General features: G+C 59.5%; 15 protein-coding genes. 13 read left to right on the top strand and 2 right to left on the bottom strand.

Annotated elements, in window-relative coordinates:
- Nucleotides 1–259 precede the first annotated feature (259 nt).
- The 10 genes from FIU93_RS09520 to FIU93_RS09565 all read left to right on the top strand — a co-directional run bounded on the left by FIU93_RS09520 (nucleotide 260) and on the right by FIU93_RS09565 (nucleotide 10,353).
- On the top strand, nucleotides 260–1,291 hold the full coding sequence (locus FIU93_RS09520; RefSeq protein ID WP_152505457.1) for a LacI family DNA-binding transcriptional regulator: 1,032 nt from the start codon (nucleotides 260–262) through the stop codon (nucleotides 1,289–1,291).
- Nucleotides 1,292–1,920: 629 nt separating this feature from the next.
- Nucleotides 1,921–3,378: an NAD-dependent succinate-semialdehyde dehydrogenase gene (locus FIU93_RS09525; RefSeq protein WP_286202419.1), complete on the top strand. Its 1,458-nt coding sequence runs from the start codon at nucleotides 1,921–1,923 to the stop codon at nucleotides 3,376–3,378.
- 1 nt (nucleotide 3,379) lies between these two features.
- Nucleotides 3,380–4,258, top strand: coding sequence for a fumarylacetoacetate hydrolase family protein (locus tag FIU93_RS09530; RefSeq protein WP_152505458.1), 879 nt, complete (start codon nucleotides 3,380–3,382; stop codon nucleotides 4,256–4,258).
- Nucleotides 4,252–5,052 carry a 2-oxo-hept-4-ene-1,7-dioate hydratase gene (gene hpaH / locus FIU93_RS09535; RefSeq protein WP_055661126.1) on the top strand — a complete coding sequence of 267 codons (801 nt, stop codon included), beginning with the start codon at nucleotides 4,252–4,254 and terminating at the stop codon, nucleotides 5,050–5,052. Before FIU93_RS09530 ends, hpaH begins: the two co-directional genes overlap by 7 nt.
- 5 nt (nucleotides 5,053–5,057) lie before the next feature.
- The gene (locus FIU93_RS09540; protein WP_152505459.1) at nucleotides 5,058–5,819 is read left to right on the top strand and encodes an HpcH/HpaI aldolase/citrate lyase family protein; all 762 of its coding nucleotides are present in this window, start codon (nucleotides 5,058–5,060) and stop codon (nucleotides 5,817–5,819) included.
- A gap of 223 nt (nucleotides 5,820–6,042) precedes the next feature.
- Nucleotides 6,043–6,930: a methylisocitrate lyase gene (gene prpB / locus FIU93_RS09545; RefSeq protein WP_023003744.1), complete on the top strand. Its 888-nt coding sequence runs from the start codon at nucleotides 6,043–6,045 to the stop codon at nucleotides 6,928–6,930.
- Nucleotides 6,931–6,950: 20 nt separating this feature from the next.
- Complete coding sequence (locus FIU93_RS09550; RefSeq protein ID WP_082809658.1) at nucleotides 6,951–7,922, top strand: tripartite tricarboxylate transporter substrate binding protein; 972 nt, start codon at nucleotides 6,951–6,953, stop codon at nucleotides 7,920–7,922.
- Nucleotides 7,923–7,998: 76 nt separating this feature from the next.
- Nucleotides 7,999–8,385 carry a 5-carboxymethyl-2-hydroxymuconate Delta-isomerase gene (locus FIU93_RS09555; protein ID WP_055661127.1) on the top strand — a complete coding sequence of 129 codons (387 nt, stop codon included), beginning with the start codon at nucleotides 7,999–8,001 and terminating at the stop codon, nucleotides 8,383–8,385.
- Between the two features lie 19 nt (nucleotides 8,386–8,404).
- Nucleotides 8,405–8,845 (top strand): tripartite tricarboxylate transporter TctB family protein, encoded by a 441-nt coding sequence (locus tag FIU93_RS09560; protein WP_023003738.1) that lies wholly within the window; start codon nucleotides 8,405–8,407, stop codon nucleotides 8,843–8,845.
- Between the two features lie 2 nt (nucleotides 8,846–8,847).
- Nucleotides 8,848–10,353: a tripartite tricarboxylate transporter permease gene (locus tag FIU93_RS09565; RefSeq protein WP_145903903.1), complete on the top strand. Its 1,506-nt coding sequence runs from the start codon at nucleotides 8,848–8,850 to the stop codon at nucleotides 10,351–10,353.
- Nucleotides 10,354–10,384: 31 nt separating this feature from the next.
- Here the strand turns inward: FIU93_RS09565 and FIU93_RS09570 are convergent, their stop codons facing one another.
- Nucleotides 10,385–11,155 carry an IclR family transcriptional regulator gene (locus FIU93_RS09570; protein ID WP_023003734.1) on the bottom strand — a complete coding sequence of 257 codons (771 nt, stop codon included), beginning with the start codon at nucleotides 11,153–11,155 and terminating at the stop codon, nucleotides 10,385–10,387.
- Nucleotides 11,156–11,412: 257 nt separating this feature from the next.
- Nucleotides 11,413–14,172: an AAA family ATPase gene (locus tag FIU93_RS09575; protein ID WP_209010325.1), complete on the bottom strand. Its 2,760-nt coding sequence runs from the start codon at nucleotides 14,170–14,172 to the stop codon at nucleotides 11,413–11,415.
- Nucleotides 14,173–14,522: 350 nt separating this feature from the next.
- Between FIU93_RS09575 and FIU93_RS09580 the strand changes: the two genes are divergently transcribed.
- The 3 genes from FIU93_RS09580 (at nucleotide 14,523) to FIU93_RS09590 (ending at nucleotide 19,048) form a co-directional block, all read left to right on the top strand.
- Nucleotides 14,523–15,656 (top strand): serine hydrolase domain-containing protein, encoded by a 1,134-nt coding sequence (locus tag FIU93_RS09580; RefSeq protein WP_152505460.1) that lies wholly within the window; start codon nucleotides 14,523–14,525, stop codon nucleotides 15,654–15,656.
- 14 nt (nucleotides 15,657–15,670) lie between these two features.
- Complete coding sequence (locus FIU93_RS09585; protein ID WP_152505461.1) at nucleotides 15,671–17,392, top strand: ShlB/FhaC/HecB family hemolysin secretion/activation protein; 1,722 nt, start codon at nucleotides 15,671–15,673, stop codon at nucleotides 17,390–17,392.
- Nucleotides 17,393–17,485: 93 nt separating this feature from the next.
- On the top strand, nucleotides 17,486–19,048 hold the full coding sequence (locus FIU93_RS09590) for a serine hydrolase (RefSeq protein ID WP_152505462.1): 1,563 nt from the start codon (nucleotides 17,486–17,488) through the stop codon (nucleotides 19,046–19,048).
- The last annotated feature ends 36 nt before the right edge of the window (nucleotides 19,049–19,084 follow it).

Here is a 19,084-nt window from a genome sequence, read left to right on the forward strand (position 1 = left end):
CTCCCAAGGCTGACAGTCCCAAATCGAAGCACAGATCTTTCGCTCGTCCAACCCGCTTCGGGTTTGCCCTCGCCACAATGATGGAACCGTACGTACCGGTGCGGTGCCCATTTCAGGCAAGTCGCAGAACGCGAATTCCAAATCTCTGCAATCGATTGCATAATCGGTAACACGATCACAAACGAGGTGTCAACAGTTTTATGCAATCGATTGCGAAGAGGGCTCCATCCCGCTATATGGAGGGTGGGAGGACGCAAAGATGAGCCGACGGCCGACACTGAAGGATATAGCCCGGGAAACAGGTGTTCATGTTTCCACGGTTTCCCGTGCGCTTGATCCGCAAAAGCGCAGTTCGCTGACCGAAGAAATTGTCGTGAAGATCCGTCAAGCGGCCGACAGGCTGGGGTATCGGCCCAACCGGATTGCCTTCAGTTTGCGCAAGCAGAAGTCGATGACGGTCGGGGTGATGATCCCGGATATCACCAACATGATTTTCCCGCCGATCGTTCGCGGTATCGAAAGTGTGATGGAGCCGCTGGGTTATGCTTCCATCATCGTCAACACCGATGGTGACAGTGACCGGGAGCGCCGATTGACCGAGACGCTTCAGGAGCGCGGCGTGGATGGCATAATCCATACGGCTGTGTTGCGCAGCGATCCCAATATCGTGGAAGCGGCGCGCCAGGGACTTCCGGTTGTCACGCTGAACCGAAAGGTCGAAGAAGCCGAGATCCCATATGTGATCAACGACGAGGAAGCCGGGATCCGCATGATTTTTGATCATCTTCATGATCATGGTCACCGGCGAATTGCGCATCTTGCCGGGCCCCGGGACTTGTCGACCGGACTGCTGCGCCGTGAAGCGTTCTGCTCGGTTGCCCGGGACTACGGATTTTCGGCCGATGCACTTGTCATCGAGGAAGCCTGTCGTTTCGAGGAGGAGGAAGGCCGCCGTTGCGCGAAAGAGATATTGAGCCGGTCACCGGAGACAACCGCAATTCTGTGCGCCAATGACAGGCTGGCCCTCGGGGCCATGGATTATTGCGCCAGAAACGGGCATCCGTGCCCCGACAAGATTTCCATCACCGGTTTCAACGACATGCCGTTCCTGGATCTCATTCCGCCCGGCCTCACAACAGTGCGCATAGAGCAGTTTGATGCAGGGGCCACCGCTGCCCGGCTGCTGGTTCAGATGATTGACGGCTGTGACGGCAAGGTTCCAAGGGAAACAGTTCTTCCGGTCAGCCTGAAATGCCGAAACAGCGTCCTTCGGATAGAAACCGACCATTAGAGGTCGCCTGACTTCTGCTGGCCGGGCGATTTTTGCTCTGCAGCCTCAAGTGCGCCGTCATCCGGCCTTGGGGTGAAGAACAGTCACCCCAAAAGACTACCAACCAGGCACACCATTCCCTTGGGACGACACTCGTGACAGCGCCTGTCAGCTTCATTTTGGACGATCGGGGTGCTCTGATCGCGAGCCTGGTTTGCTTGAGCTCGCATTTCACTATTGGCTCCTTGCATTTAGTGTGCCCGATCGACGGGTTCAGAATGTGGTCGCTGAGCCGGATCGTTGATGTTCTTTCGGTTCTTTCGCATTCGTTGCCGGACCGTACAGCCGCGTAAACGTTCAGTGCCCGGCTAGTGGCACTCATTCATTCGTCTTTTCAGATACTTACGAAAGTGACCGATCCGGCAACCCGATGGTTGCTGGATCGTCCTGCTTCTTTCAAACGTCGGTTCGAGCCGTGGTTGGGCAGCCGCAGCTTCTGCTCTCGGCGACAAGGCTTCCCAAAAACACTGTAGTCAAGCGTCCCTTGAACAAATAAGCTCATAATGTGATTGTTATTATTATATTTGTTGAATATATATCCACAATATGAACTTTTTGAATTGGGTGTTTAAGCAGGGGGAGATGCATCAGTGTTAAAAGACAGGAGCCTTCTCTGCGAAAGCGTCCGTATTGGTGAAGGCATCTACGAAGCGGGTGTTGAGGGCCTTACCGTCATGAACCCGGCGACCAGCGCTTGCCTCGGCAATGTTCCCAACCTTGGGGGCACTGAGACAGAGTTGGCCATCAGTCATGCCAGAGAGGCACAGGCCGATTGGGCTGCGCAGCCTGCGAAGGCTCGGGCCGAAGTGCTTCAGCGCTGGTTTGTGTTGATTGTCGAGAACGCTGACGATCTGGCGCGCATCATCACCCTGGAACAGGGCAAGCCATTGAAAGAGGCGAAAGGGGAAGTTCTCTACGGTGCCTCCTATGTCGAATGGTATGCCGAGGAAGCGCGCCGCATATACGGCGAGACGATACCTGCGACGTCCCGGGACAAGCGCCTCCTGGTGATCAGGCAGCCTGTTGGTGTGGTTGCGGCGATCACCCCCTGGAACTTTCCGAATGCGATGATCACAAGAAAGGTTGCACCGGCATTGGCTGCCGGGTGCGCAATCATCGTCAAGCCCGCCGAGCAAACGCCTTTTTCAGCCCTTGCGCTGGCGACGCTCGCCGAGCGTGCAGGTGTTCCGCCTGGTCTCTTCACGGTGATCACGGGGGACGCGCGCAGGATTGGCGCAGCGATGACCTCCAGTCCCGTCGTGCGAAAGCTGTCCTTTACCGGCTCAACGGACGTCGGCAAGTTGCTGATGCGGCAGTGCGCCGACACCGTCAAGAAGATCTCGCTGGAACTCGGCGGCAATGCGCCTTTCATCGTCTTCGATGATGCCGATGTGGAAGCCGCCGTCGAAGGGGCTGTGGTCGCCAAATTCCGCAACAGCGGCCAGACCTGCGTTTGCGCCAATCGCATCTATGTGCAGTCCGGTGTTCACGACGCATTCGTTGCCGCTCTGGTGAAGCGGATGCGGACCATGAAGGTCGGCGATGGGCAGGCTGATGATACGGACCTTGGTCCGCTGATTGACGTTTCAGCCATAGACAAGGTCCAGGCGCATATCTCGGATGCCATTGCCAATGGTGCCAGGATTGAACTGGGCGGAACGCATCATTCCCTTGGTGGCACCTTCTTTCAGCCGACCGTTCTGACCGATGTGCACCATGAGATGCGCATCGCACGTGAAGAGACCTTCGGGCCTGTGGCGCCAGTCTTCCGTTTCGACACGGAAGAAGAAGTGATCGCGCTTGCCAACGACAGCGAGTACGGGCTCGCAGCCTACTTCTTTACTCGCGACCTCGCGCGCAGTTGGCGGGTCGGCGAGCGTCTCGAGTACGGCATGGTCGGCATAAACACGGGCCTGATCTCCACTGCCGAAGCACCGTTCGGCGGCATCAAGCAATCCGGCCTGGGACGGGAGGGATCCCGCCTTGGCCTGGATGAATACCTGGAAGCCAAATACCTGTGTGTTGGCGGAATCGATGAAGGAAATTGACATGACGGCATATGAGCCAGCCATTGCAGCGTTTCGGGCAGAAGGTGCCCTGCGTTATGGTGTCCTGACAGGCGATGATCTGGTGGACGTGACCGACAATCTGGAAGCCCGGTTCAGCAATCTTCTGGACGTTGTTGCCGCCGGCGCCCTTCCGGATCTGGTCAAGGCCGGCGAGAGGCGTCCGGTGAGCTATCGGGCGTCAGATGTCGCCTTCCAGATTCCGATCGCCGCTCCCCAGAAGATCATCTGCGTCGGGGTGAACTACCCGGACAGGAACGCAGAGTATAAGGACGGCCAGGCACAACAGATGCGGCCCTCCCTTTTTCCGCGGTTTGCGAGCGGGTTTACCGGTCATGGCCAGCCACTGATCCGGCCACCGGAAAGCGATCAGCTGGACTATGAAGGCGAGATTGCGATCGTCATCGGAAAAGCCGGCCGTCGCATTCCGCGCGAGACGGCATTCGACCATATTGCCGCGATTACCCTTTGCAACGAGGGAACGATCCGCGACTGGACGCGCCATGCAAAATTCAACGTGACGCAGGGCAAGAACTGGGAAAGGACCGGCAGCATCGGCCCGGCTCTCGTCCCGCTGCATTCCCCGGCCCAATTGCAGGATGTTGCTCTTGTAACCCGCGTCAACGGTGAGGTTCGCCAGCAGGACCGGACGTCGAGAATGATTTTCGACTTCCCCTATATCGTCAATTACGTTTCGACATTTGCGCAGCTGATGCCTGGCGACATTCTGGTCTGTGGCACTCCGACAGGTGCCGGCGCAAGGATGGAGCCCCCTTGCTGGTTGAAGCCGGGGGATATTGTAGAAGTCGAAGCCGAAGGCATCGGTATCCTGCGCAACGGCATTGAGGACGAAAAATGCTGAGTGCCGCGCAGGTGCAGGACGTGGCGGCCGAACTTTTGGAAGCGGAAGCGACCCGGCAACAGACTGGCCTTCTCAGCGTGCGTTACCCGGACATCTCGCTGGATGATGCCTATGCCATACAGGGGGCGCAACTTGCGACCAAACTGGCAGCCGGACGGCGCATTCTGGGGTGGAAAATCGGCCTGACATCCAAGGTCATGCAGAACGCACTCGGTATCGATACGCCGGATTCGGGCGTGCTTTATGACGACATGCTGTTCCCGGATGGCGGTCAGGTGCCACGCGGCCGATTTATCGAACCGCGCGTGGAAGCCGAGATAGCGTTTGTGATGAAGGCGCCAATCGATGGCAACGTGTCCCGTGAAGATGTGATCGCGGCGACGGATTATGTCAGCCCCGCGCTTGAAATCCTGGACACCCGCATCTTGCGTGCTGATCCGGAGACGGGAATGCGCCGGCGCATCTTCGACACCGTGGCGGACAATGCCGCCAATGCGGGCGTGGTTCTGGGAGCCCAACGGCATGACCCCGGCGACGTGGATCTTCGCTGGGTTGGGGCTATCGTCGAACAGGATGGTGAGGTCACGGCCACCGGTCTTGGTGCGGCTGTCTTGAACGACCCCGTTATGGGGCTCGTCTGGCTTGCCCGGCGGATGGCCAGCTACGGCCACCGCATCGAACCCGGCCAGATCGTCCTGACGGGATCGTTTATCGGCCCCATCGAATGTCCACCCGGCACGGCGATCCGGGCCGACTTCGGACCGTTCGGTGCGGTCTCCACCAGATTTGCGTGATCGTCATGACCTTAGCGAAAAACCTCTTCAAGGCGCGGCTTGCAAAGCCGGAGACCCAGATTGGCCTTTGGATGGCGCTGGCACATCCCGGCGCCGCGGAAATTTGCGCCGGAGCCGGGTTCGACTGGCTTGTCATCGATGCCGAACACGGGCCGAACGGGCTTGCCGAAATCATGGCGCAGCTGCGGGTTCTCTCCGGCAGCAGCCATCCGGTGGTTCGCGTCCGCGAGAATGACCGTGCCCTGATCAAGCAGATGCTGGATATCGGGGCGCAGACAATTCTGGTGCCGATGATCGAAACGGCAGCGGAGGCGCAGGAAGCCGTGGGCTCGGTCCGTTATCCGCCGGAGGGGGCGCGCGGTGTCGGCGCGGCCCTGGCAAGGGCATCGGACTATGGTCGCATCACCGACTATCTGCACACGGCAAACAAGCAGGTGTGTCTGCTTGTGCAGGTCGAAAGCTGCAAGGGCATCGATGCGCTGGACGAGATACTGGCGGTTGAAGGTGTCGATGGCGTCTTTGTCGGGCCAGCGGATCTGGCCGCGGACATGGGCTATGTCGGCCAGCCCGAAGCGGCTCCGGTACAGGCGGTCGTGGTTGAGGCCCTTTCGCGGATCAGGGCCGCGGGAAAGCCCGCCGGTATCCTGACGTCCAATCGTGAACTTGCGCATCGTTATGCGCTCATGGGTGTCGAGTTTCTGGCCGTTGGGGCTGATGTCGGTGTCTTTGCCCGCGGTCTTGCGGAGTTGAGGCAGGCGTTTCCCTGATCATTTCCCGGTTACAGCCGGGTGTGTCCATATTATGAACAGGCAGGCTCGTTGCGCGAAAGCGCGGCGGGCCTTTGTTTTTGGCTGTTTTCTGCGGCTGAGGCGGCTCGAAATCATCAGGAAATAACGTATTGACTTTGAAAAAAGCCATAATATGATCTTTATCAAATAAAGACTTCAAAAAATGATCATATTATGGTCAGTCAAAAATGAGAGGTTCATAATGACGACACTTTCGGCAGGCGCACGGTTCCGGCAGGCCTTGAAGGAAGAAAATCCGCTTCAGGTCATGGGGTCGATCAACGCCTACACGGCGATGATGGCAGAGCGCGTGGGCTACAAGGCTCTTTATCTTGCCGGTGCAGGCGTCGCGAACGCATCCTACGGGCTTCCCGATCTCGGCATCACGAACCTGAGTGACGTGCTGACGGATCTCCGCCGCGTTACGGATGCAAGCAGTCTGCCGGTCCTCGTTGATGTCGATACCGGCTTCGGCGGTGCCTTCACCATCGCGCGCCTTGTGCGCGGCCTGATCAAGGACGGCGCCGGTGCCATGCACATGGAAGATCAGGTCCAGCTCAAGCGGTGCGGTCACCGTCCGGGCAAGGAGATCGTTTCCAAGCAGGAGATGGTTGACCGCGTCAAGGCGGCCGTGGATGCAAAGACCGACGATCAGTTCTTCATTGTTGCCCGCACGGATGCGCTGGCCATCGAGGGCCTGAACGGTGCGATCGACCGGGCCTGTGCCTATGTCGAGGCTGGCGCCGACATGATCTTCGCAGAAGCCTGCACGGAGTTGTCGCAGTACAAGGCTTTCGTCGATGCACTCGACACGCCGTATCCGGTTCTCGCCAACATTACCGAGTTTTCCAAGACGCCGAACTTCACTCTGGACGAGCTGCGCAGCGTCGGTGTTTCAGCGGCGCTCTACCCCTTGTCTGCGAATCGCGCAATGAACGCGGCAGCCCTGAAGGTTTACAAGCATATTCGTGAGGTCGGATCGGCGACCGGTGTGCTGGATATCATGCAGAAGCGCGAGGAACTCTACGACTTCCTGAACTACCACGACTACGAAAGGAAGATCGACGAGTTGTTCCAAAGTCGGAAGTAATTGAGCAAAGGGAGGAAAGAATGCTCACCAAGAGAACTTTGTTGTCAATCGCAGCGGGCGCCTTGGCGCTCACAGTGGCGGCTCCGGTTATCGCGCAGGACGCGTTTCCGGAGAAGCCGGTCCGCCTGATTGTGCCGTATTCGCCTGGAGGGGGGACAGACACTACGGCCCGGATTGTTGCCGACAACATGAAGGAGTATCTGGGGCAGCCTGTTGTCGTCGAAAACCGCCCGGGTGCGTCCGGAACGGTCGGCACGCTTCTGGCGAAACAGGCAGAGGCTGACGGGTATACCATTCTGTTCGGTATCCAGGCGACGCTTGCGCTGAACCCGTCGCTTTTCAAGTCGGCAACCTACAACTCGAAAGAAGACTTCTCGGGGATCGCGGTGATCTCCGAGTCGCCCTATGTGGTCACGGTGCCGGGGGATTCCGAAATCTCCGACTATGAAGGCTTTGCCGCGGCCGCCACGGAAAACCTGACCATGGCAAACGGAGGCAGCGCGGCGCTTCTGGCGGCGCGCTTGCTGGCTCGGCAGGCAGATCTCAGCTTCACCAATATTCCCTATTCAGGTTCCGGAGATGCAATTTCCGATATCCTGGCCGGCCGTGTGAATGCGATGATCAGCAGTCCTGTTTCGGTCCTGCCGCATGTTGAGAGCGGTGCCCTGAAGCCGATCCTCGTCACGAGCACGGACCGTTACGCCGCGCTGCCCGACACGCCAACGGCAGACGAACTCGGCTTCGACGGTTTCAACGTGGTTGGGTGGTACAGTGTCGTTGCTCCGGCTGGTGTCCCCCAGGAGCGTCTGGACGTTCTGAGCGATGCCTTCAACAAGACCATTGCCAATCCGGACGTGCAGGCGAAACTCGAAAGCATCGGTGTAACGCCGTCCCGGCGTGGCCTGAACTCTGCGGCGACGACAGAATTCATCGCCTCCGAGGTCGACCTGTGGGGCCAGGAAATCAAGGACGCCGGCATCGAGCCGAAGTGACCTTTCCCTGAACTTCCATTTCGCAACAATTGAACCTACCGGGCGAGCTTCGGCTCGCCCTTTCAAGGATGGAACCATGCCGCACGCCTGGATCGAATATTCCGGTAATATTGCAGATCAGACCGAGGTCGAAACTTTCGGTCGCTGTGTCCACGCCGCCATGACGGAAGCCGGTATCTTCCCGATCGCGGGTATCCGCATCCGCATCAACCGCATTGACGATTGCCTGGTCGGTGACATGAACCCGGACAACGGGTTCGTCCACTTGTCCCTTCGTATCGGTGAAGGCAGGGATGCGCAGACCAAACAGGAGGCGGCAGACTTGATCTTTGATCGGACTTCGTCGCATCTGAAGCCTCTCGCTGACCGTGCCCGGCTTGCATACGCAATGGAAATGCAAGAGATCCCGAGTGCTTACAGTTACAAGATGAACAACCTGCACAAACACTTGAAAGCCAGCTGACGGTTTTCTGGAGGATGGGATGAAGGCTCTCTTCAAGGCACAGGACGGGCTGCTGGTCGCGCTCGTAGGTGCAATTTTCCTCTACGCTTCCCGCGATCTCGACATGGGCGTGCCGCGCAACATGGGGCCGGGAATGTTCCCGGTCGTCCTGAGTGCCTTGACGATTGTCTTCGGATTGCTGATCGCGGTCGTCAACGTCGTTCGTGACGTCACCCTTCCAGGGCAATTCCCCTGGCTCGGCCTCTGCGGGGTCGTTGCCTCCATCGCACTCTACGCTTTGCTGATCGAACGGCTCGGCATCGCACTCACCACCTTGTGTGCGATTTCGGTGCTGGCGCTCGTCATTCCGCGCATGAAATGGCTGGAAACGGTGCTGCTCTCCATCGGCGTTTCTGCCTTCCTGTGGCTCACATTCGTTCTGGGCCTCGGCATGCCTCTCAGGCTTTTCCCCGGGTTCTGATCATGATGGATTTCCTCTCAGGGTTTACGGTCGCACTGCATCCGGTAAATCTCTTTTATTGTTTCGCAGGTGTTCTGCTGGGCAATATCGTCGGTGTTCTTCCAGGTATCGGCGCGATCGCGGCGATCTCGATTCTGCTGCCGGTCACCTTCTATCTGGAGCCGACGACTGCGGTCATCATGCTGGCCGGTGTCTATTACGGAGCCGAATATGGTGGCTCCATCGCATCGATCCTTCTCAATCTGCCGGGCACGGCTTCCAATGCGATCACAACGCTGGACGGTTACCCGATGGCGAAAAGGGGTGAGGCTGGTCTTGCCCTGCTGACAGCGCAGATCTCCTCGCTGAGTGGCGGCACTTTCGGCATTCTGGCCATGGTTTTCCTGTCGCCGTTGATCGTGAAGTTCTCGCTCTCCTTCGGACCGGCTGAGTATTTCGCGACCTTGCTGCTGGGGCTCGTTGCCGGATCGGTTGCAGTGGGCGGCTCGGCGCTCAAGGGCGTTGCGATGGTCTTCATCGGCATGCTGCTGGGCAGCATCGGCCTTGATCTCAACAGCGGCGTTGCCCGGTTCGACATGGGCTATGCAAACCTTCTCGACGGGCTGTCGATCGTCGCCGTTGCCATGGGCCTGTTCGGCATCCCGGAGGTCATCAACAAGCTGAGGGATGACCAGGGCGACAGGAAACCGATCGCCATTTCCGCCCGATCCATGTTTCTCGCTTTCGGCAAACTCAAGAGCATCAAGTTTTCGATCCTTCGCGGAGCCTCCGTTGGTGGCATCCTGGGGCCCTTGCCCGGTGCAGGGCCCACAATTTCCTCTTTCCTGGCCTATTCGCTGGAACGGTCCGTGGGTGGCAAGAAGGAAGAATTCGGCACTGGACGGATCAACGGGATTGCCGCACCCGAGGCAGCCAACAACGCTGCCGCCCAGACGGCCTTCATTCCGACCATGACGCTCGGTATTCCCGGAACGCCGACGATGGCGATCATCCTGGGCGCCTTGATGATCCACGGCATCGCACCCGGACCACAGCTGGTGGTCGATCACCCGGATCTGTTCTGGGGCCTGGTCGCCAGCTTCTGGATCGGCAACGTGTTGCTGCTGGTGTTGAACGTACCGCTGATCGGGGTCTGGGCACGACTGGTTGCCGTGCCGAGACGGTTCCTGTTTCCCGTGATCATTGCACTGATCTGCACTGGCGTCTTCGGCGTGGCGAATTCGACTTTCGACGTCTGGGCCGTGTTGTTGATGGGGGTTATCGGGGCGATCCTGCGATTTTACGACTATTCCCCCGCACCGCTGCTCATCGGGTTCGTTCTGGGGCCGATGCTCGAGGAGCACCTGCGCCGCGCCTTGATGATTTCAGGAGGAGACTTCGGTTATCTTCTCGGATCCAGCACGGCCATCGCGATCCACTGCATCACGATCCTGATCATCGTGCTGCCGCTGCTCAACCTGCTCTGGTCGCGGATCAAGCGTAAAACCGAAAATCCCGTTGCCGATTAACAGCCTCGGTCAAGCGGAAGGCGCGGCCGGATCAGGCTCTTCCTATCGGCCGCATCTTCGACAGCTTGGCGCTGATCTTCGCGACTTCCTCCCCCATGATGGCGAGTACCGACTGCAGGTGCTCGCCGGTCATGCGCGCCATGATGCTGGAAACGCTGATTGACGCAAAGGGTGTGCCGGCACTGTCGCGGATTGCCATGGCGACGGTCCTGACGCCAACGTCCGACACCCTGTCGATGTAGCCGGTCTCTCTTGCCAGTTCGACCATTTCACGGATTTTCGTGACGCCACCGGAGAACTCCTTGAGGTCGCCGGTGTTTCTGTCCAGGATCGCTTCGGCTTTTGCAGGCGGAAGGGCAGCAAGGACAGCCATGCCACCGGCGCCCAGCCCGATCGGGCGATGAACCCCGACGTCCAGAACAAACGCCTTCACGGGAAACGCGCCGCTTTCCCGGGCAATGCAGGTCATCTTGTCACCGACGACACGATTGAGGAAAACTGTGTCGCCCGTTACCTCGACCAGACGTTCGAGTTCCGGCTTGCAAACATCTTGCAGGTCATAGGCTGGGAAGACCAGCAGACCCAGTTCGTAAATTCTGGAGCCGAGGAAAAAGCGGCGGTTTTCCGCATCCTGGTCGACGAAGCCATGTTCGATAAGCGCTTGCAGCACTCGTCGGGCCGTCGGCCGGGTCAGGCCGGACTTTGCGAGTATGTCCGCAAAGGGAACACCGTCGGGATGCCCACCGGCGACAAGATCGAGCAGCATTGCTGCGCGGTCGATGCTTTGTGTTCCTGCAGTCATCCTCGTAAGTCTCTATAATCGTATGTGTTTAAAATCTAATTCGACCGAATGTCCTAGTAGAGTGGTATTGCATGAGGGCACAGGGGTCCATTGAAATGAAGGGCATTCGGGAATTTATTGGCATGGCTAAAGGCCTCGTTTCCGGATCCGATGTTGCCACTGTGTCTCCAAGTCGGAACGGGGTGACCTAGAAGCCTGTTGAACGGCTGGAGATGCAGGCTGAAGTCCTATCCGGACGCGGGTTGGCGGGGTGCTTCTCAGGTCAGTTGACCTGCAATCCGGTCCAGAAGGTCTTGCGCACGTTTTTCGTAAGTCACGGCGTTTTGGGTTCGTGCAACCCTGATTGCACGGCGAAGTGCAGAAGAAGCATTTCGGGTTCGGCCGGTCTGAACCGAGAGCAAGGCCCACAGGCGGTGGAGCTCCGCTTCATGCCAGCGTTCGCCAGTACGCCTGATGATCTTGAACGCCGACGCAAGTGCCTTCAGCCCCTCGACCGGGTTACCGCAGCGGCTGGTCGCTTCTGCGTAGAGTGCCAATCCGTAAGGACGGGTCAGCGTCACGTTCATTGCCGCCTGTGCGTTCAGACCTTCGTGAATTTGCCGAAGGCCGGAAGCGTTCCCAAGCACGACCTGCGCCCAACCGGCCAGCAGGTCGCCATAGGGGCGCCAGAATGGAATTGCGGCTGCTTCGCAGGTTTCGATCAGGCCCGTCGCCCGTTCCAGCACACGCACCGGGTCTTCACGTTCACGAGCGATCAGAGCTCCTGCCCAAAGCATCTGCGCTCGACCGAAAGGCTGCTCCAATGTGTCCGTCAACGTCATGCCTTCGGCATAAAGGCGTTCGGCACGTTCGCCTTGGCCGAGCAACTGATGAACGCAAGCGGCATACTGGCGGCAGACGATGCCGGGGTCCTCGCCGAAGAGAACCGATGCCTCTGCGCCGTGGTTCGTGTCGTAGGCGCTGCAAACAGCGTTGATATGAGGCAGACAGGCGGCAAGATCACCACGGAAGAACCGTGTTTGCCCGACAGCATTGTGGGCCACCATTGCATAAAGCGCTGGTGCATCCTCTGCCAGGTCATCGAGACCCTTGGCAAGTTCGTCGGCGGCTGCAAGGTCTGCCTTGGTCAGGTGGTGGTTCCAGAGCCCCGCAAGTGCGGGCACAATTGTCGTCGGGTCATTGGTTCGGCCTGCAAGTGTCGCGGCGCGTTCGTAAACGTCCCGAAGTTCGTCTGTGGTGAAGTGATCCCCGACGATAAGTGCTGCTCCCAAGCCCAGTAGCGTGCGGCATTCCGCCGTGTGCGTTTCGGGGTCAGGCTCGCAGGCGGCAAAGGAGACAAGCGCCTGCCGGAACTGGGCGGCTGCATCGGTGATTGCGCCGCGTTCCAGCGCGGTCAGGCCCGCAAGCCCTCGATGGACGGCAGCACGTTTCCAATCGGCGGCACGCTCGAAATGATCGGCTAGTGTGGACGCGATTTCGCCAGTGCGGGATTTGAACGCGGTTTCAAGCCGGCTGCCGATGCGTTCGTGAAGTCCTTGCCGATTCGCGGCCGGAATAGCGTCGTAAAGGGCCTCCTGATAAAGCGCGTGCCGGAAGACGTAGCGTGTTGCCTGCGTCCCGTCCGGCCAGGCCATGACACCGGCCCGTTGAATAAAGCGCCTGACGCTTGCAAGGCGGTCGAGAACCGCTTCGCCTTTTTCCACCTCGAGCCGTTCATCGCTCAACATGGCTGCGGAAAATCGAATTCCGGCAACGCTGGCAATGTCGAGTAACTGCCGCTCATATGGGTCCAGCCGGCCGATTTCGCCCGCGATGAATTTTCCGGCTCCGCGTGAGATTGCCGAAACGATTTCAGTGATGTCCTGCTCGGGTGCTTGCCGATTTTCGGAACTCTCCAGGACCCCGTCCCGATGCCACTGGTCGATGATCGCATCGACCAGGATGGCATGCCCTTCCGTTCTTCGCCTCAACTGGCCGGCAAGGGAGGCAGGCAGTCTGTGGTCCGGAAAGCGTCGCTTGAGAAGGTCCGCTACGGCTGTTTCGTCGAGGCCGTCCAGCGTGATCGGGCTAAAGTCCTGAACACGTTGAAGGTAATGCAATGTCGTTTGAAGATCTCCGGACTTGTCCAGTTCATCAAACCTGTAGGTTCCAACCACAAGGGTTCTGGCAGGAGCGCGGCGTTGAGCCCAGGAAAGAAGCCATGCCAGCGTGCTCTGATCGGCCCAGTGCAGGTCTTCCAGAATGATGACACCGGGCTGCTGCTGAGAGAGACGCTCCATGAGTGCGGTCAGCTCCCGCAACATTGAGTCCGGGTGCGTGTCCGTCAATCTTGTGGGCATGGGAGCGGGCTCCCGGCCAGAACGAAGCTGAGGCAGCAGGTCTCGCCAGGACGGTGCGACATCCTCAAGAAGTCGTAGGACCCGTTTTCGTGACGCACCTTCGGCGAGCTGTGTCACGATCTCGATCAGTGGGCCATAGGGTTCCCGGGCACCTGGATGGGGAATGCACTGCCCCCGGGCAGACCAGAAGTCTGCCGTGCGTGGCAGCGTGGCGGCGAATGTCTCCACCAGCCTTGATTTGCCCGATCCGGCTTCCCCGGCGACAAGGCTCACAATGCGCTTGCCAGCGCGCACTGCCGCTGCGCAGTCCGCAAGGGACCGCAGTTCCGTGGTTCGGCCCACGCAAAGAGGGGCTGTTCCGGTGGTCTCCGTTCCGGAGTTCAGAACCGTGATCTTGCCGACAAGGCGGTAGCCCTGCCTGCCGACCGTTTCGATGAACCCGGGTGTTTCGGCGCTGTCCCCCAGCAAGCGTCTAAGCTCGCGGATACACTGCTTTGGACCGGTCTCGCGTCCATGCTGCTGTCCCCAGATCAGGTGTCTCAGTTCTTGCTGGCTGACGACCTCTCCCTCGCGGGCGTGCAGCTCGACCAGCACGGCGAGAGTCTTGGGGCGCAAACGAACGACTTCCCCGTCACGCAGCAGTTCACCGCGAGAAACATCAAGTTCAACTTTTTGCACTGGGACGCAGATTCCGATGTTCCGGTGAGGCACGAGGACCGTGCCCCGATGAAGAATTACACTGATTGACGAACTACTTATACCATTTTTGCACCGTTGCCGACTTTGTTTGCCACCCTGATTTCCCTACCACCAGTCCTCATGGAGACGCGCCCCTGCGGCATGCCCCGCCGCAAGCGCGATCTCCCGTCTGCAACCGGAAAAGAGGACAGCCCAGTTTGACAAGATCGGTCACAACAGGCCCGGTGACAGCACGGGCCGTGCAATTGCTTGCGGTCCTGCTGGTGTCGGTATGCAGCGTTAACCCCGTCGCAGCGACCGTAACATGTGTTGAGGATTTTGACCGGGGTATGACCTCCGCTGCAAGGGACGCCAGGCCCGGCACGCCGCTCTCCGCAGCACTCTCGCAAAAGCTGGATGATGCGGTGCTGGCCGCGCTTCCGCTTGCCGAAACGCCGGGCGTCATTGTTGGTGTCCAAACACCAGAAGGCACATGGAAAAAAGGGTACGGCGTTGCCGACCCGGCAACGGGAGCTCCGATGGAGCCGGGCATGCACACGCGCATCGGGTCCGTGACGAAGACCTTTACCGGAACAATGCTGTTGCAGCTTGCAGAAGCCGGACGGCTTTCTCTCGATGACACGATCGACGCCTATGTCGAGGGAATTCCCAGCGGAGACAGGATCACGCTGCGCCAGCTTGCGGACATGACCAGCGGTGTGGCGAGCTACACCGCTTCCGAGCGGTTTGTGGAGTTGTTTCTCGATCAACCCGGTGTCGCGTTTTCACCCGAGGACCTTTTGACCTTTGCCGTCGAGAATTCCCCGCTCTTCGAGCCGGGAACGCAATACGATTATTCCAACACGAACACGATCCTCCTTGGCATGGTCATTGAAAAGACCACCGGGCAGCCTTTCGAGACGTCTTTGCGGAAGATGATCCTGGAGCCTCTCGGACTGGAAAAAACAGTCTGGCCGGGAAGCAGGACGGAACTACCGGAGCCCTACGCGCAGGGTGTTACCCTTCAGGGGTACGATGCGACGCCTGAGACACCTCTTGTTGCCACACACTGGAACCCGGCTTCACTCTGGACGGCGGGGGAGCTGATTTCCAACCTCGACGATCTGCTCGTCTATGGCCGAGCCCTTGGGTCCGGCCAAGGGCTTCTCGAAACCGAGATGCAGCAAGCGCGACTGCGATCCTTCCGTCCGCCTGATGGGTACGGCCTGGCGCTTCGGTGCAACGGAGAGTGGGTCGGCCACACGGGCGAAGTGCCCGGATACACAACGGTCGTTTTCCATAGCCCGCGGACCGACACGACCCTTGTTGTCCAGGCGAACAGCGACATGCCTTCCGGTGACTGCGAGGAGGCTCAGGACGCCGATGAAGCCTCGGGTCTGTCCTGCTCGCTGCCTGCCATGCGCATTTTTAACGCCGTCGCTCCGTTACTCGGCGAAACGGCTCCCCAGAACACCGCTGAATAAGAACGGAGCCGTCCGTGACAAGACAGGTGCTGCCTCCCCCGGCAACAAGAACCCTGCGCGGTGCTGCCGCTGCTAATCCCAAATCTACCTTTCGGCTTCGGGCTGCTTCGGTTCTGGCCGTCTCTTTCGTGGCCGCGGTGTTTTCTCATTCTGCACCGGCTCAAACGCTTGATCAGGCCGTCGCCGGGCAGACCGTCATTATCGAACGGTTCACGCCGCCTACAAGGCCGGGCACGGTCGACATCACTGTGCAGGATCAGCGCAAGCGTGTTTCAGAACAAGATGCCGAGAGGGTACGCTTCACCCTCCGCTCGGTATCGATTGCCGGCGCTCATTCGGTTTCGAGCACCGATCTGTCGGCCATCTGGCAGGGCAAGATCGGCAAGGACATGTCTCTTGCGGATCTCTACCGGATCGCCGAGGCGGTTGATGCCGCCTATCTGAGAGCCGGCTATTTTTCGATGACCGTCGTTCCGGTGCAGGACTTTGCGTCGGGCGCGGTCTCGCTCCGGGTCTACGAAGGCTATGTTGAAACCGTCGAGATCACCAGTTCCATCCCGCGCATCAGGGAGCGACTGGCGCCCTATATCAATCGTCTGACCTCCATGCGGCCCATTCGGATCAAGGAGGCAGAACGCGTCCTGCTGCTGATGAGCGATCTTGCCGGTCTGCAGATCGAGGGAACAATTGTGCGCCCGGAAACGCCCACAGGTGGCGGTACGCTGAAGCTCGCGGTTGATTTCAGCCGATACAGCGCTGGCGTCGGTCTCGATAACCTTGGAACAGATACGGTCGGTCCGCTGGAACTTTCCGGAAATGCCACGGTCAACGACATCTTCGGGTTGTTCGAAACGACAAGCCTGGTTGGGGTGACCGTTCCGGACGCACCCGAGGAAATGGTGCTGCTGCAGGCTTCGCAGTCGGTTCCAATCGGGTTCAACGGGCTCTCCGCGGGCTATGACCTAACCTATGTGACACAGAAGCCCGGCGCAGACCTGAAAGAGCAGGACATCCACATCGAAACCGTTATCGGTTCGGCTCATCTCCAGTATCCGCTCATTCGCACCATCGACCAGAGCCTTTACGGCAAGGTGGAAATCAATCTTCGGAACGACCGGATCGACGTGATGGGCGCGCGGGCTGCCCGTGAACAGGCGCGTTGGGCGACGGTGTCCCTCCGGTACGACCTTGATGCAGGCCCTACCTCATTTTCCGCTGGAGCCGAACTGGGTCAGAGCCTGAACCACAAAGGTGAAATGGAAATTGACCCGGACGACTATCGCTTTGGCCGGTTCAACTTCGGCGTCTCATACGATCTGGCGTCCATCGCTCGGCTTCAGCTGCGCACGGCCAGCCAGTATTCGCCGACACCGCTGCCCGGTGCGGTCCGGTTCGCTCTTGGCGGCGATCCCTACGGCTGGGCGTTCGATGGCGGCAGCCTCTCCGGTGACAGTGGCTTTGCGTCGGCGTTTGAAGTCAGTCACGACATCGAAACCGGATGGTCTGCGCTTCCCGGTCTCACCCTGACGGCCTTTGCCGATTATGGCGTCGTCTGGAACGTGGATGAAGCCGCCGACTTTGCCCGCGACGAACTCGGTTCAGCCGGTGTCGGTGTCAGTGGCATGGTTGCCGACCGGGTGAATTTTCAGGTTCTCACCGCCACACCCTGGCATCGGCCGGAAAACGCCGAAGATCCGGGGACCCGGGTTTTCTTCAGGCTGGGGCTGGCGCTTTGACGACACAGGAAAGTATCGCCCCGGCCGGATCGGCCGAAACCCATCTGCAATGACCTGCAGGCGCGAACAGCAAGACTGATTGAGAGGTTACACATGTCGTTCTTCCAGCTCACACGGCGCCGGTTCCTGGCGTCCGCGTCTCTCGCGGTTCTGGCAGCACCAGCCCTTGCCGAGGACCTGCCGCCATCCAGAACGGCGGGAACCGATGTTCCGCCTGGCCAGATCGACAAGGCGATCGCCGGGCTTGACGGGATCGTTGAAGACATCAAGGCGCGCAGCAAGGTGCCGGGCCTAGCGGTTGCCGTCGTCCACAAGGGAGAGACTGTCTACGCGAAAGGCTTCGGAACGCGGGGTGGTGAGGGCGATCAACCGATTGACGCCGACACCGTTTTCCAGATGGCTTCCGTGTCCAAGTCGATCGGGGCAACAGTCGTTGCCCGGCAGGTCACGCGCGGCATTGTTTCGTGGGACAGCAGGATGCGCGACCTGCTGCCATGGTTCAGCCTTGCCGATCCCGATATTACCGAACGTTTGACAGTGGGGGATCTCTACAGCCACCGTTCCGGCCTGCCGGACCATGCTGGTGACGATCTGGAAGACATCGGCTTTGACAGGCAGACGATCCTCGAACGTTTGCGCCTGCAGCCCCTGCGCGCCTTCCGCACGAGCTACGCCTACACGAATTTCGGCCTGACTGCCGGCGCCGAGGCGGTTGCCGAAGCATCCGGGGCCGAATGGGCCGACCTTTCTGACGAGGCCCTGTTTCAGCCGCTTGGCATGACCAGGACCAGTGCGCGGTTCGATGATTTCATGGCACGGGAAAACCGCGCGGTGCCGCATGCCAGAAGCGGCGACGGTTTCGAGGCGCTGTACCAGCGGCAGCCGGACGCCCAGTCGCCCGCCGGCGGGGTGAGTTCTTCCATCAACGACATGGCAAGATGGATGAAGATGGTTCTGGCCGATGGTGGAGAGCTTATTTCTCCCGAAGCCTTGCAGCCTGCAATCAGTCCGCAGAGCTTTTCCAGCCGTCCCCATACGCCTGACGAACGCGCCGGGTTCTACGGCTATGGTTTCAATGTCGGCACTGACCCGTCCGGCCGGGTAATCCTCAGCCATTCAGGTGCTTTCATCCTTGGTGCGTCGACCTATTTCCTGATGATCCCCTCGCTCGACATAGGGATCGTGGTCCTGTCGAATGCGGCTCCTGTCGGTGCCGTTGAATCCATCGGCGCATCCTTCTCCGACATGGTTCAGTTCGGGCGTGTGACCCGAGACTGGTTCTCCGGATACGAAGGCCTGTTCGCTTCCTTCTATACGCCTGCCGGTTTCACCGCCGGTGAACCTGCGCCTGCCGCTGCCGCACCTGCTCCTGCGGCTGGCTATTGCACGGGCCGTTACGGCCATCCCTACTTCGGCACGGTCGAGGTGCAAGAGGAGGATGGCGGGCTCGTCCTGCTTGCCGGTCCCCAGCCAGTAAAGCTGCCGCTGCATGCCTGGGACGGGTCGATGATGGTGTTCGACATTGCCAACGAAAATGCCGTGGCTGGTTCGCGCTCGACGGTGACTTTCTCAGGCGATGGCAAGGAAGCAAGCACCCTGGAAATCGAGCTCTTCGTGCTGAACGGGCCTGCGCGGTTCGAAAGGCTTGCGCAATAGAGTGAGCTGATTCTGCGACGCACATTCAAACCCCGC

The sequence above is a fragment of the Labrenzia sp. THAF35 genome, assembly GCF_009363595.1.
GTDB classification, from domain to species: Bacteria; Pseudomonadota; Alphaproteobacteria; order Rhizobiales; family Stappiaceae; genus Roseibium; species Roseibium algicola.